Raw genomic sequence first — 15,737 nt, 5'->3', positions numbered from 1 at the left:
GAAAAACGCCGGGCACTGCCCGGCGTTTTTTTGTGCCCCATCCACGCATGGCGTGGATCTACACAATGCGGGCGATCAATCGCGCGCGACCAACCCCTCGGCGCGGCTGTAGACACGCAGGCGGTGGCCATCGGGGTCGGCGCCGACGAAGGTGTGGCCGAATTCCAATGTCACCGGCGCCTGCAGGATCTGCACGTCGAGCGCGCGCCATGCATCGTGCATCTGCTGCACGGCTTCCGGGTTGGCCACCACCATCGCCAGTTCGGCGGCACCGGCCTGCGCAGACACGGGGGGCTGCACGTCATCGCGCTGCCACAGGCCGAGTGCGGTGCCATCGCCGAGCAGGAACAGGGCGAAACCGGGCGACTGCTCGACCGGCGGTTTGCCGAGAATTCCGCTGTAGAAACTGGCGCTGGCGGCGACGTCGCGCACGTACTGCAGCAGGGTGCTGGGCGTGAACATGGGGAAGCTCCGTTGTTGGGAGGCTTCATGTTGGTACCGGCCTGCTGACAGATTCTGTCAGTAGCGTCGAGCTTGTTCGACGGCCGTTCGCGAAGATCAAAGGCGGTCGAGCAAGCTCGACCTCTACCGGGAGCAAAGAGCGAAGGCCGCCCTCCCCCCAGAGAGCAGGAAACGAAGCGCGAAAGACTGCTGTTGCCGTTGCTCTGGTAGATGTCGAGCTTGCTCGACGGCTGTTCGCGAAGATCAAGGGCGGTCGAGCAAGCTCGACCTCTACCAAGAGCGAAGAGCGAAGGCCGCCCTCCCCCCGAAGCTGGAAGCGAAGCACAGAAGCAGTCGAGCAAGCTCGACGCTACGAGCGGTCCAGCCAGTCCGGGGTGATGCCCTGCGCCTTCTGCCAGCGCCGCAGCAGGGTGGCGCGCGGCACGAGGTAGCGGTCCTCCAGCGCGCGCACCTGGCGGATGCGGTCCAGGCGGAAATGGCGGAAGTCCTCGCGGCTCTCGCACCAGGCCGCCAGCATCGGCACTTCATCGAAGTAAGCCAGCGCGAACGGCCAGACGATGCGTTCGCTGCGCTGGCCATGCGCATCCTCATAACCGAACCTGAGGCGCTGCTGCGCACTGACCGCCTCGCGCACGGCCTGCAGGCGCGCGGCGGGCACCTTGGCCGTCGTTCGCGAAGGGCCAACGCGCAGGCCACTGTCACGCAATGCCTCGCGCCGTGCTGCGGGCAACACATGGGCGATACGCACCAGGGCATCGCGTGCAGCCTCGGCCAACGCGGGTTCGGTACGGGCCGCGACCCAGCGCAGGCCCAGCACCAGCGCGTCGATCTCGGCCGGTGGCAGGGTCATCGGCGGCAGGGTATCGCTCGGCGCCAGCTGGTAGCCGATGCCGGCTTCCCCGCGCAGGTCGGCACCCTGCTCGCGCAGGGTCTCGATATCGCGGTACAGCGTGCGCAGGCTGATGCCCAGCGCGTCGGCCAACGTCTGCCCGGCCACCGGCCGCCGATGGCGGCGCAGCAGCTGCAACAGCTGGGTCAGGCGCAGCGCACGCGACATCAGCCGACCAGTGCGCTGGATGCCACCACATGCTCGCCCGGCGGCGGCGCCAGGGCGGCATCCACCAGCGCCCTGGCAATCCGTTCGGCCGGATTGATCCGCCACGCCCGCGGCAACACCGGCCCCAACACGCCCAGCACCCGCAGGGCGAAGCGCTCGCCACGGCGCACCTGCTGCCGCTGCCCGCCAATCAGGCCGGGCCGCACCAGGGTGAGCGAAGCAAACCCGAGCGCGCGCAGGTCGCGCTCCAGTTCCCCCTTCACACGGTTGTAGAAGATCGCGGAGCCCGCGTTGGCCCCCGCTGCCGAATTCAGTACGAAGGCGCGCGCACCCTGGCCGCGTGCCAGCTGCGCAAACGCGAGCGGGTAGTCATGGTCGATGCGATGGAAGGCCTCACGGCTGCCCGCCTGGGCCATCGTGCTGCCCAGCGCGCAGATCACCGCATCCACCTGCGCCCAGTCGGGCGCCTCCGGCAGGGCGTCGAACTGCAGCAGCGGGGCGTACAGCTTCGGGTGGGCCAGGGTCAGCGCCCGCCGGGAAGGGGCGACCACGGCGCGGCAGCGCGGGTCGTCCAGCAGCATCGGCAGGGCCAGCCCGCCGACCAGGCCGGTCGCCCCCAGCAGCATCACGCGCATCACTACCTCCACTGCGGCATCCTGTCGCCCATCCTAGCCGTTCAAGCCGTCGGCGGCCGCGCCGATATGCTGGAACCAGTCCCTGCCAGCCCCAGGATTTGCTCCATGACGGACCAGCCCGACCACCGCCCCGCCCCCGGTACTGCCCTTGGGCCGCCGGCACGCGTGCGCGCGGTGGTGGATGACGGGCTGGGTGACCGCGTGGTGCTGCAGGGCGGCGGTGGCGTGGCCCTGCAGCAGCTGTTTGCCGGCGCCGATGCGCCGGAACCGCTGCTGGCCGCGTTCGCCAACGGCATGGCCACCCTGCCCGGCGAACTCGGTGACATGGGCGACCGCCTGCAATCGGCGCAGGCCAGTGCCGATTGGCCGCGCTACGGGCGCGCGATGCGGCAGTTGATCGACAAGTACATCCGCACCATCGAGCAGCATTCACCGGATGGGCAGCCCGAAAGCCTGCGCTTGTCCGAGCAGCTGCGGCTGCTGCTGGGCGGCGCGGTGGTGGCGCTGCTGCAGCACGACCCGGACCTGCGCGAACAGGCGCAGGCGCTGGCCATGCGCCTGCGCCAGTGGCAGCCGGGCACCGCACTGGAGCCGATCGAACAGGGCGTGCGCGAACTCGGCCACCAGGTCGGCGTGCGCGCCGAGAGCTGGCAGGAGCAGCAGGCGCTGCTGCTGGAGCTGTTCGCGCTGCTGCTGGAGAACGTGAGCGAACTGCTGGACGACCGCAGCTGGCTGCAGGGCCAGATCGCTGCGGTGCGCCAGCTGCTGGACGGGCCGCTGGAGGCCGAAGCCGTCGAGCGCACCCGCGCCGAGCTGCGCGAAGTGATCTACAAGCAGGGCCTGCTGCGCCAGGGCATCGACGATTCAAAGGCAGCGATGCGCGGGCTGATGGGCGAGTTCATCGAGCGCATGGATGGCATGGCTGCCAGCACCGGCGAGTACCACGATCGCATCGGCAGCTACGCGTTGCAGCTGCGCGAAGCGCGCAGCATCGCCGACCTCAACCAGCTGCTGCAGGACGTGATGCGCGACACCGGCAAGGTGCAGCAGCAAGCGGCGCAGGCGCGCGACCACCTGGCCAACGCGCGGCAGGAAGTAGAGCGTGCCGAGCAGCGCATCGCCGAGCTGGAGCAGGAACTGCGCGCGGCCGGCGATCTGGCCCGCATCGACCCGCTCACCCAGGCACTGAACCGCCGTGGCCTGGAAGAACTGCTGCAACGCGAGCTGGCGCGTGCTGCGCGCAACAACTCGCCGCTGGGCGTGGCAGTGATCGATCTGGACGACTTCCACCAGACCAACGACGCGCACGGCCATGCCGGTGGCGATGCGCTGCTGCAGCACCTGGTGGCCGTGTGCAAGCTGCTGCTGCGTGCCACCGATGGCATCGCGCGGCTGGGCGGCGACGAGTTCGTGCTGGTGCTGCCGGAAACCCAGGGCGCCGACAGCATGGCCACCGTGCAGCGCCTGCAGCGCTCGCTGGCGCACCGCGTGCTGACGGTGCAGGACCGGCGCGTGCCGGTGCATTTCAGTGCGGGGTTGGCCCAATGGCAGCCCGGCGACGACGCCGAAGCGCTGCTGCGGCGCGCCGATGATGCGTTGTATGCGGCCAAGCGGCAGGGCAAGAACCGGGTGCAGGCGGGATAGCGCCCGGCGCCCGTGAACCGCTTCGGTGGGTGCCAACCTTGGTTGGCACGTGCGGGAAACAAAGCGTCGACCAAGGTCGGCCCCTATCGGGGAATCCGTCGCCGCTTATTTCCCGCGCAGCTTCTGGAAGCCGCTCACCGCAGCCAGCACGATGGCACCGGCGATGATGCCGACCACCATGTTGCCGACCGCACTGACCAGCCAGCCCCACTGGCCCTCGCCGCCAAGTGCCTGCACCGCGTGATGCAGTGCCGGCACGTTGTGCACCAGGATGCCGCCGCCGACCAGGAACATGGCGATGGTGCCGGCCACCGACAGGAACTTCATCAGCCACGGTGCAGAGGTGACCAGGCCGCGACCGAACGCCGCAATTGCGCCGCCCTTGCGCGACAGGTACAGGCCCACGTCATCGAGCTTGACGATGCCCGCCACCAGTCCGTAGACGAAGATCGTCATTGCCAGTGCGACCACCGCCAGCGTCAGCAGCTGGTTGGTGAAGGTCGCGGTGGCCACCACGCCCAGGGTCAACACGATGATCTCGGCCGAGAGGATGAAGTCGGTGCGGATCGCGCCCTTCACCTTGTCCTTCTCCCACGCCACCATGTCCACCTGTGCGTCGGCCAGCGCCTTGCGCCGCTCGGCCTGGCGCTCGGCGTCGTCATCGGATGAGTGCAGGAAGCGGTGTGCCAGTTTCTCCACGCCTTCAAAGCACAGGAAGGCGCCACCGATCATCATCAACGGCACGATCAGCGGCACGTTCCAGCCACGGCTGTGCAGCCACGCCTCCAGTGCACTGATCGCCAGCGCGGCCGGCACCAGGATCACCTTGTTGACCAGCGAGCCCTTGGCCACCGCCCACACCACCGGCAGCTCGCGGTTGGCGTTGACCCCGGTCACCTGCTGCGCGTTCAGCGCCAGGTCGTCGCCCAGCACACCCGCGGTCTTCTTCGCCGCCACCTTGGTCAGCACCGAGACATCGTCAAGCAGGGAGGCGATATCGTCGAGCAGGGCGAACAGGCTGGCACCGGCCATGGGGCGTCCAAGTGAGGGAATGAGCGGATTCTGACCGATACCGGGGCCGCTGCGGAAGCGGTCGGATTCACCGCGTGCCTACCGCCCCCCGGCGACACTGCGGAATCTGGACATTGCCGGCCAGCGGCCGGCACTACCAACTTTGTCGCATGGGAGTGTCGCTTGAGCAATCCGCCCACCGCCAATGGCAATCCCCCGCTGGTCAAGGGCATGAACCGGCGCAGCCAGATCCTGCGCCTGCTGATGCGCTACCGCCATTCGGGGGTGTTCTCGGGCATGAACCTGGACGCCGCCAGCCACCAGGCCGACGTCCCCGCCGACGGCAACCCGGAACAGTTCGTCAGCGACCTGGAAGCCCTGGGGCCGACCTTCGTCAAACTGGGCCAGATGCTGTCCACCCGCCCGGACATGGTGCCGGTGGAATTCGCCACCGCGCTGGAGCGCATGCAGGAAAAGGTGGCCGAGATCCCGGTCGAGCGCATCCATGCCATCGTCGAGCAGGAACTGGGTGCGCCGGTGAACAAGCTGTTCGCTTCGTTCGATCCCGAGCCGCTGGGCTGCGCATCGATCGCGCAGGTGCACCGCGCGGTGCTGCACGATGGCCGGCAGGTGGCGGTGAAGGTACAGAAGCCCGAGGTGGCCGCGCAGCTGCGTTCGGACCTGGAGGCGCTGCGCAGCTTCGCGCTGGCCGCCGACCACCTGACCCAGGTGGGCCGCCGCGTGCGCCTGCGCGACTGGCTCAACGAGTTCGCCAAGACCCTGATGCAGGAGTTGGACTACCACGCCGAGGCCGAGAACCTGGCGCGCTTCGGCCGGCACCTGAAGCCGTTCCGCCGGCTGTGGATTCCGCAACCGCTGTGGGATTACAGCAGCCAGCGCGTGCTGACCATGGAACTGGCTACCGGCGTGCGCGTGGACGCGATTCCCGATGTGCGCCGCACCGAGCAATCAATGGACCCGCTGGCCGCGGCGCTGATCCGTGGCTACCTGGACCAGATCTTCGTGCACGGCGAGATCCATGCCGATCCGCACCCGGGCAACCTGCGGGTGATGCCCGACGGGCGGCTGGCGATCTTCGACCTGGGCATGGTCGCGCACATGCCGCCGCGCCTGCGCGAGCGGCTGCTGAAGATCCTGTTCGCCGCCGTGGATGGCCGCGGCGAAGAAGTGGCCGACGACCTGATCAGCATCAGCACCCGGCTGGAGGCGTTCGACGAGGAGCGCTACCTGCGCGAGACCGGCCAGTTGATTGCGCGCTACGCCGCCAGCGGCAGCTTCTCCGAGGGCCGCGTGGTGCTGGACATGGTGCGCATCGCCACAGCCTGCGGCCTGCGCACGCCGCCGGAGCTGAGCCTGCTGGGCAAGGCGCTGCTCAACCTGGAGACCGTGTGCCGGCTGCTGGCACCCGAGCTGGAAACCCGCCGCATCGTCGAGCGCCAGCTGCAGCACGTGATGCGCGCGCGCCTGAAGAAGTCGCTGTCGGCGGCCAACATCGCCAGCGAAGCGATGGAGCTGCAGCAGCTGTTGCGCGATGGGCCACGCAAGCTGTCGGACATCATGGCGCTGCTTGCCGAGAACCGCCTGCAGATGAAGGTGACCGGGCTGGAAGAATCACGGTTGATGGAGAACCTGCAGAAGATCGCCAACCGCGTGGCGGCCGGCATCATCAGCGCGGCGCTGATCATGGCCGCCGCGATGATGATGAAGATCGACACCGGCTGGCACCTGTTCGGCTACCCGCTCATCGCGCTGATCCTGCTGTTGATCGGCGTGGTGCTCGGACTGGGCATCGTGACCAGCGCACTGCTGTTCGATCGTCGCGCGCGGGCACGCGAGGAACGCGGCCACCGTTAGCGCATCCACTGAAACCGCCGTATTCATGCGGTTTTTAATGCAATCCAACGAAGCCCTTCACGCTCGTTTTACCTTCCGGGCGTGATTGCGCGCGCGTCATTTCAACAAACATTTCAGTCAGGTTCGTGCATGCACTATCGGGTCATCGGCCTGTCATGTGGATGTGCTTGTGGCAGCGCCGGTCGGATGGACACGCGTCGGTACGACGTCCATCACCACCACCCCGTCACTGCCGAAGCTGCCTATGCTCTGGATACTGCTGCTGTCGTTGTTGCTGCTGTGCTGGTTGTTCCTCGCGTCCGACAAGTGGGTGTGGTGGAAGGCCGGTGCGTTCTCGCTGCTGCTGCTTGCACTCAGTGCGTGGTGGTTGATCGACAAGCTGTCCGGTGATGGGCTCAATGCCGCCACCCTGTACCACCTGGGCGCCGACATGGAAGGCGCTGGCGTCGCCGACTTCAAGGGCTACATCGCCGGTTTCATCGTGCTGGCGCTGGTCTCGCTGCTGCCGCTGTTTGCCACGCGGGTGAAGCGCTGGCGCCGGCCCGGCCACGGTGCTGCCTGGTTTGCAGGCTTCGCGGCAGTGTGGGTGGCCACGATCATGATCAGCCCGCTGGCGCGCGACGGCCAGCGCCTGTATCAGCAGCTGCGCCCGGTCGATTTCGCCCGCATCGCACCCGAGTACCAGGTGCCGACGCAGCCATTGCAGCGCCCGCGCAACATCGTCTGGATCTACGGCGAAAGCCTGGAGCGCACCTACCTGGACGAGAACGTGTTTCCGGGCCTGATGCCCAACCTCAACCGCCTGGCGTCCGAGTCGCTGGACGTGCGTGGGCTGGCCTCGGCCGAGGGCAGCGGCTGGACCATCGCCGGCCTGGTGTCGTCGATGTGCGGCGTGCCGCTGACCACCTCGCAGGGCGACGAGAACAGCATGGACCGCATGGGCAGCTTCCTGCCCAAGGCCGTGTGCCTGGGCGACTACCTGAAGCAGCAGGGCTACACCAATCATTACCTGGGCGGCGCCAACGGCCAGTTCGCCGGCAAGGGCCAGTTCCTGGCCAGCCACGGCTTCGATGAAGTGCACGACCTGGCGTGGTTCAAGCAGCAGAAGAAGATCGGCCGCATCCACTACTCGGCCTGGGGCGTGCATGACGACGTACTGCTGGATACCGCCTACCAGCGCTTCGAACAGCTCTCGCGTGCGGGCTCACCGTTCATGCTGACCACGCTTACGATGGACACCCATCATCCCGCCGGCCACCTGCCGGTGTCGTGCAAGGGCGAGCGCTACCAGAGCCAGTACGGCAACATCAACATGCTCAACGCGCTCAAGTGCAGCGACCGGCTGATCTCGCAGCTGGTGCAGCGCATCCAGGCCAGCCCGTACGGCAAGGACACGCTGATCGTGATCGCCTCCGACCACCTGGCGATGCCCAACGATCTGACCCATATCCTGACCCAGCAGAAGCGCGAGAACCTGCTGCTGTTCCTCGGCGACGGCGTGGCACCGCGCCAGCTGGCGGTGGAGGACGGTTCGACGCTCGATTCCGGCGCGACCCTGCTCAGCCTGCTCGACCCGAAGCTGCAGACCATGGGCTTCGGCCGTTCGCTGCTGGATGAAAAGCGTGCACCGAGTGCCAGCGTGGCCGCACGCCGCGAGGGTGGCCGGGACTATCCGCAGTACCTCGCCTTCGCGCGTTCACTGTGGCTGGGCGAACCGACCCGCGAACTGAAGATCGATGGCGATGACCAGGTAGTGGTCGGCCTGCAGCACGTGCAGCCACCGGTGCTGCTGGAGTACGACAAGGACTGGGGCCTGAAGTCGGTGTATCTGGAAAACACCTCGCGCCAGTTCGATGACGCGAACCCGGACAATACCCTGGCCTACGTCGACCGCTGCACCGCGTTCGAGGACGGCTCGGCCGACGGCGACTGGTGCGCCCTGCTGGTCAACCGCGACAACGGCATCAAGCTCTACCGTGACAATGACCTGCGCGGCGGCATCGCGGTGGATGCACCACTGGACGCCTTCCAGGGCCCGCGCCCAAGCGTGCGCCAGGCGCACATGATCACCCAGAAGGGCCGCCGTACCCGCGCCGGCCAGTACATGCTGCAGCTGGTGGCGAGCACGCGCCCGGATCGCGGTTTCTGGATCGAGGCGGTGTCCTCGCAACGCAAGGTGGTATTGGCGCAGCAGTGGGTACAGCCTGATGCCAACGGCAAGATCAACGTGTCGTTCGGGCTGGACCACGAAGTGGATGACCTGGAGATCCGTGCGTGGTTGAACCATGCCGAGAAGCTGGCGGTGGACACGTTCGCACTGGTGCCCTCGCGCAGCCGCCCGCGGGGGTAGGGTTTCTTTGCAGGGCTGCGCCCTGCACCCGCTACGAGCCAGAGCAAAGGCAACAGCAACAGCGGGGCATTCCGTGGTTGGGCGGGGCGGTGTCGGAGTGCGGGGACGCCGCAAGTACGTCCTTGTAGGCTTGGCAGCCGCATCCATGCGGCTGACACCCCGCACTCCGACACCGCCCCACCTCTGACAGATTCCTGCGGCTGTCGGTGGGTGTCGACCTTGGTCGACACGTCTCTCAGATATCGAAATCAATCTGGGGTCAGATCCGTTTTCCTCCGGAAAACGGATCTGACCCCCAAGAGCATTTCCGACAGATCGCGGCCATCTGTCAAAGGCGGGGTGGGTCCGGTTGCGGGGGTGTCCGCGGCATGGATGCCGCGGCCAAGCCCCCATGGACGGGTTTACGGCGTCCCCCGCAACCGGACCCACCCCGCCATCCCACGGAATGCACGCTGTTGCTGTTGCTGTTGCGTTTGCTCTAGCCCGTAGCGGGTGCAGGGCGCAGCCCTGCAAAGAAACCCCTACTCCTGCGGATCGCGGGTGATGTAGATGTCGGTCGGGGTCGACAGCGGAATGTTCCGCTCCGCCAGGATCTGCAACAGGCTGAAGTACAGATCGCTGCGGGTGGCATAAACCTGCCGCGGACTGGCCACGTAGGCGAAACTGTTCATCGTGATCTGGCCACCGGCAATGCTGTCGATGTAGACCGTCGGCGCCGGCTGCTTCAGCACGTTGGTATGCGCGGTGTACGCATCCAGCAGCGCCTGGCGCAGATTGCCGACATCGGTGCTGGGCGGCACCGCGAACTGGATCTGGATGCGGCCCTGGTTGTTGCCCATCGTCATGTTGCGCACGGTCTTGGTGACCAGCTCGGAGTTGGGCACGATCAACGTCGACTTGTCCCCCACCTGGATTTCGGTCGAGCGCAGGCTGATGCGGCGGATGTCGCCTTCCTGATCACCCAGCTTCACCCAGTCGCCGATCTTCACCGGGCGCTCGGCCAGCAGGATCAGCCCGGACACGAAGTTCTGGGTGATCACCTGCAGGCCGAAGCCGATACCCACCGACAGCGCACTGACCAGCAACGCCAGCTTGCTCAGCTGGAGGCCCATGGCCGACAGCGCCCAGATCACCGCGATGATGATGCCCACGTAACGGGCGACGGTACTGACCGAGTTGCGTGCCCCCAGGTCCAGTTCGGTCTTGGGCAGGTAGGTGTCGGTCAGCCAGCGCTGCACCAGCTGGGTGATCGCCAGGCCGGCCAGCAGCACCACAACCGCCAGCACGATCTGCATCGGCTTCAGGGTGGTTCCGCCCAAGGGAATGCCGGTGGTGAACAGCGACGAGAACCGCTCCACCACTGCGCCGATGTTGCCGAACGGCGCCACCAGCGCCAGCAGGGCAAGCAGCACGACAATCGTGCGCAGCGCCGCCGACAGCAGCACGCCCGCCTGCTCCAGCCGCGACACGCTCAGGCCGGTGCTGAGCAGGATGGTCTGGCCGACCTTGCTGTCGGCATTGAGCATCCAGGTGCTCAGGTCATCAACGAACTTGAACAGCAGCGTCGCCGCCAGCACCACGATGCTGCCGCCGATCAGCTGCTGGTTCACGAACTTGGCGAAATTCACGTAGCCCAGCAGCGTCGCGACAATGGCCGCCACCACCGCGATGTTACCCGCCACGCGCGCCAGCACCAGCCAGCTGCTGCGCCGCACCGGCGTGCTCGCGCCCACACCTTCGGCCTGCGCTTCCAGTTTGGCTTCGGCCTCGGCGGTCTGCCGCCGATGCAGGCGTGCCAGCGTCACCAGCATGGCCATGATCAGGCCCAGGTAAGTCAGCGCGATCACACCGTCCAGCGCCACCGTGGTGACATCGCTGGTGCGCGTGGCCCGGTCGATGGCGACCAGCACCGTGCTCAGCCAGGCCAGCGCGGCCGCGCCCCAGGCGTACTTGCGCAGCTTCAGCGCAGCGGTGTCATCCAGGTTCAGCAGCCGCCACGAGGGCCGCGACGGCACCAGCAGGCAGGCACTGAGCGCAGCGATGAACGCGGCGGCGAAGGTGGCCTGCTGCACGCCGTCGGCCACGTTCTGCAGGCGCGGCGCAATCGCACCGATGGCGTTGAGCGAGGCGATGAACACCACTACCGCATAGCCGGGCAGCAGCGTGCCCACCAGCAACAGCCACATGGCCAGCCCGGAACGGCGCAGGCGGCCATCGGGTGCACGGTCGGACGCAGCGAACTGCCGCCCCAGGCGGCGTAGCCACAACCGCAGCGGGAACATCATCACCAGCGCGGCCACCAGGCCCAGCAACGGCGTGCCCCAGCCATTGGCGCGGATACCGGCGACGAACGCATCGCGTCCCTGCTCGGCCAAAGGCGCAACCCGTGCGATATCGATCGGCAGGCGCTCGGCCACCTTGCTCCACAGCGCAGGCGACAGCGGTGAGGCGACCTTCTGCCCCAGCTCCTCGGTGCGTTGCGCGGTGCGCTGCTGATCGATATCGGTCGCCAACTGCTGGGCGCGCACCGCACTGGTCTTCGCCTGGGCCACCGATGCGGCCAGTCCGTCGCGCTGCTTGTTGAGGGTGCGCCGTTGCGTCGCCAGCTCCGGCGGCTCGGTGGCCCCTTCTGCAGGCGTGCCCAGCTGCGCCAGCTGTTCGTTGAGGCGGTCCAGCTGCGGCTGCAGCGACTTCTCCAGCGCCTCGGCATCGCGCCGTGCCTGCGAGGCATTCTCGGACAGCATCGCCAGCGTCTCGATGGCTTCCGCATCGCCACGCTTGCGGTCGATCTCCTTCAGGCTGGAGTCGATATCCGCCAGCTGCTGCTTCGGCGTGGGGTCCTCGTCCTGTGCCAGCACCGGCGCGGACAGCAGGAAGACGCTGCACAGCAGCAGGGCCAGCCAGGGGCCCCGTGCACGGATCGATCGCAGGAAAGAAGACACGCCAGCCACACCGGTTCGCGCGGACCACCGCGCCTGCGCGCGACTATACGGCACAGGCGGTAAAGGGCGGATGCGTGGCGCGGAGGAGTGCCAACCACGATGTGAGCTTCGACGGGTGATGCCTGCTGGGTGATCACGGCAGGGTGATGAGGGCCGGGTGAATCGTGGCTGGGCAAATCGACCGGGTAGAGTCGATTGTTAGTCGACTGCTCTTCGCTGGACGCGGTGCAAAGCCCGCGCTACGCGCGATAGTCGACTAACAGTCGACTCTACCTGGTCGATTCGCCCGGTTAATTTTCCCAGCACGCAAGCGGCGTCAGTACTTCAGGCGCAACTCTTCCACCGTCGGCTGCTGCAGCGCGTACCAGTCCTGGAACTCTTCCTCGGTGATCTCGTCGGGCGCATACACCGCCACCGGGTGCCAGTCGTGGTCGGTCGGCAACGGCTGGCGCGGGCCGGCGCGCAGGCTGTAGCTGACGCCTTCGTAGTCGACCAGATCATCGACCTGCGGCCACTGTTCGCGCGCGAACGCGGATTCACTCTTCAACAGGATCACCTGGTACATCGGCACCTCCACCTCGGTTGGATCAGGAAAACACGGCGCTGGCGGCAGGATACCGCCACGCCGATGACAACGCGCACTCCGCCGGGGCGACGGAACGTTCTGGACACGGCCATCGCCCCGGCTTCACCCGCCCATGGCAAGGCCATCGGCATCGTGGAGGCCCTCCCCTGCCACCGCCGCCGATGACCGACCACCCTCCGCTGAAGACCGTCGCCGACCTCAAGCTGCCCCGCTACCTGGGCACCTGGTACGAGATCGCGCGCCTGCCGATGCGCCACGAGCCCGAAGGCTGCACCGACGTGTCGGCGCACTACACCCTGCTCGACAACGGCAACGTCGGCGTCACCAACCGCTGCCGCATGGACGGCGAGATCGAAGAGGCCAGCGGCGAGGCCTGTGCCGTCGACAACGACAGCGCGCGCCTGGAAGTGAGCTTCCTGCCCAAGGGCCTGCGTTGGCTGCCGTTCGCCAAGGGCGACTACTGGGTGATCCAGATCGCGCCGGACTACAGCGTGTCGCTGGTCGGCAGCCCGGATCGCAAGTACTTGTGGCTGCTGGCGCGCGAGCCGCGCCTGGACGCGACCGTGCAGGACCATTATCTGGCGGCGGCTCGCCTGCAGGGCTTCGATCTGTCCGAACTGATCCAGACCCCGCACACCGGCCACCCCACTGCCTGAGCTTCGTCGCGCATGGACCTGAAGAGTGGCTACCCGTGGTGGGCAGTACGCAACGGCCTGATCCACGCCTTCCCGCCGTTGCAGCAGGACCTGCGCTGCGACGTGCTGGTGGTCGGCGGCGGCATTACCGGCGCGCTGATCGCCGACGAGCTGTCCCACCATGGCCACGATGTGGCGGTGATCGAACAGCGCGACATCGGCTGGGGCAGCACCGCCGCCAGCACCGCGCTGCTGCAGTACGAGATCGACACACATCTGCTGGAGCTGGCCCAGCGCTACGGGCAGGACGCCGCCGCACGGGCCTACCTCGCCTGTGCCGAGGCAATCCCGGCGCTGGGCGAGGTGGCCCGCGGCCTGAAGGACGTGGACTTCCAGCGCATGGACAGCCTGTACCTGGCCAGCCGCCATCGCGACGTGCCACGCCTGATGGCCGAGGGTGCCGCGCGGCGGGGCATCGGCCTGGATGCGCGCTGGCTGGGCCCGGAGGCGCTGCGGGAACGCTTCGACGTGGACGCCGGTGGTGCGCTGCTGACCCGCCAGGCGGCACGGGTCGACCCCTACCGGCTGACCTATGCGCTGCTGCAGCGCGTGCGCCGGCGTGGCGGCCACGTGCATGACCGTACCGTGCTGCACACGCTCACGCCGGGCCCGCGAGGCGTGCGTGCGCTGACCGAGGACGGCGCCTCGGTCCACGCCCGCCACGTGGTGCTGGCCATGGGCTATGCCAACCAGCGCTGGCTCGAACAGCGGGTCGCACGCAACCGCAGCAGCTACGCCTTCATCACCGATCCGATCGATGCCGACGTGCTGGGCCGGCTGCGCAACACCATGGTGTGGGAGAGCGCCCGCCCCTACCTGTACCTGCGTGCCACCGGCGACCGCCGCCTGCTGGTGGGCGGGCTGGATGATGCCATCGACATCCCCGCCCGCCGCGACCGGCGCGTAGAGCGCAAGGCCGATAAACTGATGAAACAGCTGCGGCATTGGTTCCCACGGCTGGATCCGGTGCCTGCCTTCTCCTGGGCCGGCACCTTCGCTGAAACGGCCGATGGCCTGCCGTTCTTCGGCCCGCATGCGCAGTGGGGGCCCCGGGTTCATTTCGCCATGGCCTACGGCGGCAATGGCATCACCTACTCGATGATCGGCGCGCAGCTGCTGCGGGCCCGGATCGAGCGGCGCAGGCATGCGCTGGAAGGGCTGTTCAGCTTTGAACGGTTGCCGTAGCGCCCGCCTTTTGTAGAGTCGAGCCATGCTCGACTGCTGTCGGCATGAGCAGTCGAGCATGGCTCGACTCTACAGAGGCCGCAATCGAGCAGGCCCGGATCTACCGCAAGCGGCCGCCGACAGGCATCATTCAAGCAACCCCTGCTAGCGTCGGCCTGTACCGCCGCGTGTTGCGTGGCCACCTGTCCGCTGGAGCGCCGTCATGATCCGCCCCCTGACCCTGCTGCTGTGCCTGGCCCTGCCGGGAACCGTGCTGGCCCAGTCCGCTGCCGGCGCCACCGCGCCGCAGGCGGCCGGCCTGGACCTGTCGCTGCCGCAGGCGCCGATGCGCTACCTCAATGACCCGGCCCTGCAGCAGGACCCGCCCGGCACCTACTACGGCGACAAGAGCGGCCCGCGCGTGCACGACGACGCCAGGATCGCCGACGTGACCGACGACAAGGTCAAGGTGTCCGGCAGCTTCACCACCGGCATCGGCTATTCCAAGAACGGTGGCAACAGCCACTACAACGCCGCCACGCTGAACCTCAGCAAGAACTACACCACCGATGAGGGCAAGACCCACGGGGTCAACGTCAACATCCACGTGAGCGAAGGCAAGGGCCCGGGCTTCTTCGGCCCGTACGGCGGCTACTACGGCCGCGGCCCGGGCTGGGATTACCCGCCGCCGTACGGCTGGTAACACCGACCCTCTAGAGCCGAGCCCATGCGCGGCTGGTAGTCGCACGGTAGCGCCGGCCGCTGGCCGGCGACTCGCGGGGTTGGAAACGATCATGGGTTGCCGGCCAGCGGCCGGCACTACCAGCAGGTCAATCCAGCCAACCATCGCGCTCGCTGTGCAGGATGCGGCCGTCATAGCCGCTCAGGCGCACCTCCACCTTCTGGTTGCGGGCATTGCGCGCTTCCAGCGACCAGGTCGCGCCGTCACGTTCCAGCGAATGGATCTCGCGCAGGCCATGCGCCTGCGCCCGTGCCAGCACCTGCTCGGTGGTCAACATCGCGCGGCTGCTGTGTTCATCAAAGATCTCGCCGGTCTTCGGATCCACATAGACCTCGCTGAAGCGGCCATCGGCACGGCTCACGTCGGCTTCCCACAGGCCGTCATCGCGCTCGATCTCGTGAATCTGGGTATAGCCGGCCTTGCGCAGGGTCTGTTCGACCTGGGCCATGCCCAGCGGTGCGGCCTGCGCGGCCGGTGCGATGGCCAGCGCAGCAACGGTGGCGAGAGTGAACGACTTCAACATGGGGGTTCTCCTGTTCGTGGCCGGATCATCCCGGCACCGCCACGATGCATG

12 protein-coding genes and 1 pseudogene are annotated in these 15,737 nt (G+C 67.6%); 6 read left to right on the top strand and 7 right to left on the bottom strand.

Annotated elements, in window-relative coordinates:
- Positions 1 to 75: 75 nt before the first annotated feature.
- From N5C18_RS07380 to N5C18_RS07370, 3 genes are all read right to left on the bottom strand, one after another.
- Positions 76 to 462: a VOC family protein gene (locus N5C18_RS07380; RefSeq protein ID WP_279944160.1), complete on the bottom strand. Its 387-nt coding sequence runs from the start codon at positions 460 to 462 to the stop codon at positions 76 to 78.
- A 349-nt stretch (positions 463 to 811) separates the two neighbouring features.
- Positions 812 to 1,519, bottom strand: coding sequence for a YafY family protein (locus N5C18_RS07375; protein ID WP_053511995.1), 708 nt, complete (start codon positions 1,517 to 1,519; stop codon positions 812 to 814).
- A complete protein-coding gene (locus N5C18_RS07370) occupies positions 1,519 to 2,154 on the bottom strand; it encodes an NAD-dependent dehydratase (protein ID WP_164241300.1) in 636 nt (211 codons plus the stop codon). Before N5C18_RS07370 ends, N5C18_RS07375 begins: the two co-directional genes overlap by 1 nt.
- 105 nt (positions 2,155 to 2,259) lie before the next feature.
- Between N5C18_RS07370 and N5C18_RS07365 the strand changes: the two genes are divergently transcribed.
- Entirely contained in the window at positions 2,260 to 3,798 is a 1,539-nt protein-coding gene (locus N5C18_RS07365) for a GGDEF domain-containing protein (RefSeq protein ID WP_053511997.1), read from the top strand.
- 105 nt (positions 3,799 to 3,903) lie between these two features.
- Here the strand turns inward: N5C18_RS07365 and N5C18_RS07360 are convergent, their stop codons facing one another.
- Positions 3,904 to 4,830, bottom strand: a complete 927-nt coding sequence (locus tag N5C18_RS07360; RefSeq protein ID WP_279944159.1) for a DUF808 domain-containing protein — start codon at positions 4,828 to 4,830, stop codon at positions 3,904 to 3,906.
- Positions 4,831 to 5,028: 198 nt separating this feature from the next.
- Between N5C18_RS07360 and N5C18_RS07355 the strand changes: the two are divergent.
- Together N5C18_RS07355 and N5C18_RS07350 are read left to right on the top strand one after the other, a co-directional pair.
- Positions 5,029 to 6,684: pseudogene (locus tag N5C18_RS07355) on the top strand (AarF/UbiB family protein); the annotation flags it as partial.
- Positions 6,685 to 6,928: 244 nt separating this feature from the next.
- Complete coding sequence (locus N5C18_RS07350) at positions 6,929 to 9,034, top strand: phosphoglycerol transferase I (RefSeq protein ID WP_279944158.1); 2,106 nt, start codon at positions 6,929 to 6,931, stop codon at positions 9,032 to 9,034.
- A 521-nt stretch (positions 9,035 to 9,555) separates the two neighbouring features.
- Here the strand turns inward: N5C18_RS07350 and N5C18_RS07345 are convergent.
- Both N5C18_RS07345 and N5C18_RS07340 read right to left on the bottom strand, forming a co-directional pair.
- A complete protein-coding gene (locus N5C18_RS07345) occupies positions 9,556 to 11,985 on the bottom strand; it encodes a DUF3772 domain-containing protein (protein ID WP_279944157.1) in 2,430 nt (809 codons plus the stop codon).
- 307 nt (positions 11,986 to 12,292) lie between these two features.
- Entirely contained in the window at positions 12,293 to 12,541 is a 249-nt protein-coding gene (locus tag N5C18_RS07340; RefSeq protein WP_006474562.1) for a hypothetical protein, read from the bottom strand.
- Between the two features lie 182 nt (positions 12,542 to 12,723).
- Here N5C18_RS07340 and N5C18_RS07335 point away from each other — a divergent pair, with 182 nt between their 5' ends.
- The 3 genes from N5C18_RS07335 (at position 12,724) to N5C18_RS07325 (ending at position 15,124) form a co-directional block, all read left to right on the top strand.
- The gene (locus N5C18_RS07335) at positions 12,724 to 13,218 is read left to right on the top strand and encodes a lipocalin family protein (protein ID WP_049457567.1); all 495 of its coding nucleotides are present in this window, start codon (positions 12,724 to 12,726) and stop codon (positions 13,216 to 13,218) included.
- 12 nt (positions 13,219 to 13,230) lie between these two features.
- Positions 13,231 to 14,442: an FAD-dependent oxidoreductase gene (locus N5C18_RS07330; RefSeq protein WP_279944156.1), complete on the top strand. Its 1,212-nt coding sequence runs from the start codon at positions 13,231 to 13,233 to the stop codon at positions 14,440 to 14,442.
- A 202-nt stretch (positions 14,443 to 14,644) separates the two neighbouring features.
- Positions 14,645 to 15,124: a hypothetical protein gene (locus N5C18_RS07325; RefSeq protein ID WP_053451023.1), complete on the top strand. Its 480-nt coding sequence runs from the start codon at positions 14,645 to 14,647 to the stop codon at positions 15,122 to 15,124.
- Positions 15,125 to 15,251: 127 nt separating this feature from the next.
- Here the strand turns inward: N5C18_RS07325 and N5C18_RS07320 are convergent, their stop codons facing one another.
- Positions 15,252 to 15,686, bottom strand: coding sequence for a PepSY domain-containing protein (locus N5C18_RS07320; RefSeq protein ID WP_274511267.1), 435 nt, complete (start codon positions 15,684 to 15,686; stop codon positions 15,252 to 15,254).
- Positions 15,687 to 15,737: the final 51 nt, after the last annotated feature.

It is taken from the genome of Stenotrophomonas sp. GD03930, assembly GCF_029839665.1.
Taxonomy (GTDB): Bacteria; Pseudomonadota; Gammaproteobacteria; order Xanthomonadales; family Xanthomonadaceae; genus Stenotrophomonas; species Stenotrophomonas forensis.
The sequence above is the reverse complement of the archived record's forward strand: the minus strand, read 5'-3'. Positions and strand labels throughout refer to the sequence as shown.